This window comes from Snodgrassella alvi, from assembly GCF_002777855.1.
Lineage (GTDB): Bacteria > Pseudomonadota > Gammaproteobacteria > Burkholderiales > Neisseriaceae > Snodgrassella > Snodgrassella alvi_E.
In genome coordinates this window covers 1-2,615 of sequence record NZ_MEIK01000023.1, presented here as the reverse complement: position 1 = coordinate 2,615, position 2,615 = coordinate 1, and the positions used below count along the sequence as shown (strand labels likewise).

General features: G+C 35.3%; 3 protein-coding genes. All 3 read right to left on the bottom strand.

Going from position 1 to position 2,615, the window contains the following annotated elements; all coding sequences use genetic code 11:
• Positions 1–873: a hypothetical protein gene (locus BHC43_RS03335; RefSeq protein WP_100156509.1), complete on the bottom strand. Its 873-nt coding sequence runs from the start codon at positions 871–873 to the stop codon at positions 1–3.
• Positions 874–1,112: 239 nt separating this feature from the next.
• The gene (locus tag BHC43_RS03330) at positions 1,113–1,988 is read right to left on the bottom strand and encodes a hypothetical protein (RefSeq protein WP_100156508.1); all 876 of its coding nucleotides are present in this window, start codon (positions 1,986–1,988) and stop codon (positions 1,113–1,115) included.
• Positions 1,989–2,227: 239 nt separating this feature from the next.
• A partial coding sequence (locus BHC43_RS10665; RefSeq protein WP_218966453.1) for a hypothetical protein occupies positions 2,228–2,615 on the bottom strand: 388 nt, incomplete at its 5' end.

The following is a 2,615-nucleotide window of genomic DNA, read 5'->3' as shown; positions in this document are numbered from 1 at the left end:
TTATACCTTGCCAGCCTGCTCTTTAATTAATTTGCCATCATTAGTGACTACCCAGCTATCCAGTATGGCAGCGATATTTTTTTCGGTTTGTTGCCATAGTTTTAAATAGACACGGTTGTAAGTTATACTGACATCTATCGGAAAATTATTAACAATAAAATCATGATGACAATGTTTTATTTCTCCAACAATATCACATAGGATAAGGGTTTTAATGTTATTATTTGCATCCCGATAGATATACAGATCTTTTCCTGCAATATTATCTGTCCATGGTTGATTGGTACTGGGGTCTATACCGTTATTGGCTTGATAATAGGTTAAACCAAATACCTTATTAGGTTGTTTAGAATATTCAAAATCCCAACTTTCTTTTGATGATTCTAGAATATTATTAAACCATTGATTGAAGGTTTTAGATTGTTTAGGGCTATATATGTTATAAATAATTGTATGAGCCCATGGAAAAGGCTGACCTATACGAATCAAAGTTTTGTTATCATGCATATAATCAATATCAGTTTGTTCTTTCCTGCTCAAAACTGCACCATCGGTAAGGCGATATACAAATCCAAAACTTTCGATTGGTAGCTGATAGGTAATAGGTGGGCGCTTATATTTTCTGGCTTTTCTGCTGGCATCAAAATCTCCGGGATCACCGACGTAGCGCACCCAAGAAGATACCACACCCTCGGGAATACTGACTGGTTTACCGCCCAGATTACCAATGGAATCATAGCGGCCAAATCGGTCCTGATTAGTGAAAGGTACCGGCTGCTGTTTGGCTTTGTCATTATTATCAGAACAGCCAGACAGCAAAAGCAGGCCAGTTAAACAGACAGCTTTAGCATACGAAATCAATAAATTTCTCATACTGATGTCTCCTGTAGGACTAACATATAAATTAGCATAATTTTAAGATAATGCAAACAAAAATATACACAAAAATTAACTAATGTAATGAAAAATTAACTCTGAATGGATTATTATGTTTAATATATATACAAGCTACCGAATATAATTAGCGTAAAATAGCAAGCAAACCGGAATTTCTCTTAAAAAATGGCAAAATTGGCTGAATGAGGTTGTATCAGTTGTGCATCTGTTTCAATTTATATCTTGCCAGCCTGCTTTTTAATTAATTTGCCATCATTAGTCACCACCCAGCTATCTAGTATGGCAGCGATATTTTTTTCGGTTTGCCGCCATAACTTGAGATAGGTACGGTTGTAACTGATACTAACTTTTACTGGAAAATTACTAACAAAAAAATCATGATGACAAGATTGTACTTGGCCAACAATATCGCAAAGGATAAGGGTTTTAATGTTATTATTAGCATCTCGATAGATATACAGATCCCGTCCTGCAATATTATCAGTCCATGGCTGATTGGTACTGGGGTCTATACCGTTATTGGCTTGGTAATAGGTTAAGCCAAATACTTTATTAGGCTGCTTAGAATATTCAAAATCCCAGCTTTCTTTTGACGATTTTAAAATATTTTTAAACCTATGATTATAATTTTTGAATTGCTTAGGACTTACTAAATTATAAACAATCATGTGTCCCCATGGAAAGGGCTTACCTTCAGGAATTAAAGTTTTATTATCATGCAAATAATCTATTTCGGTTTGTTCTTTATAGCTCATTAGCGCACCATCAGTAAGGCGATAAAACAAACCAAAGCTTTTAATGGGTAGCTGATAAGTAATAGGTGGACGTTTGTATTTTTGTGCTTTTTTGCTGGCATCAAAATCACCAGGGTCTCCAACATAACGCACCCAGTGAAGTACTACGCCGTCAGGAATACTGACTGGTTTACCGCCCAGATTACCAATGGAATCATAGCGGCCAAATCGGTCCTGATTAATGAAAGGTACCGGCTGCTGTTTGGCTTTGTCTTTATCCTTATCAGAACAGCCAGCCAGCAAAAGCAGGCCAGTTAAACAGACAGCTTTAGCATACGAAATCAATAAATTTCTCATACTGATGTCTCCTGTAGGACTAACATATAAATTAGCATAATTTTAAGATAATGCAAACAAAAATATACACAAAAATTAACTAATGTAATGAAAAATTAACTCTGAATGGATTATTATGTTTAATATATATACAAGCTACCGAATATAATTAGCGTAAAATAGCAAGCAAACCGGAATTTCTCTTAAAAAATGGCAAAATTGGCTGAATGAGGTTGTATCAGTTGTGCATCTGTTTCAATTTATATCTTGCCAGCCTGCTTTTTAATTAATTTGCCATCATTAGTCACCACCCAGCTATCTAGTATGGCAGCGATATTTTTTTCGGTTTGCCGCCATAACTTGAGATAGGTACGGTTGTAACTGATACTAACTTTTACTGGAAAATTACTAACAAAAAAATCATGATGACAAGATTGTACTTGGCCAACAATATCGCAAAGGATAAGGGTTTTAATGTTATTATTAGCATCTCGATAGATATACAGATCCCGTCCTGCAATATTATCAGTCCATGGCTGATTGGTACTGGGGTCTATACCGTTATTGGCTTGGTAATAGGTTAAGCCAAATACTTTATTAGGCTGCTTAGAATATTCAAAATCCCAGCTTTCTTTTGACGATTTTAAA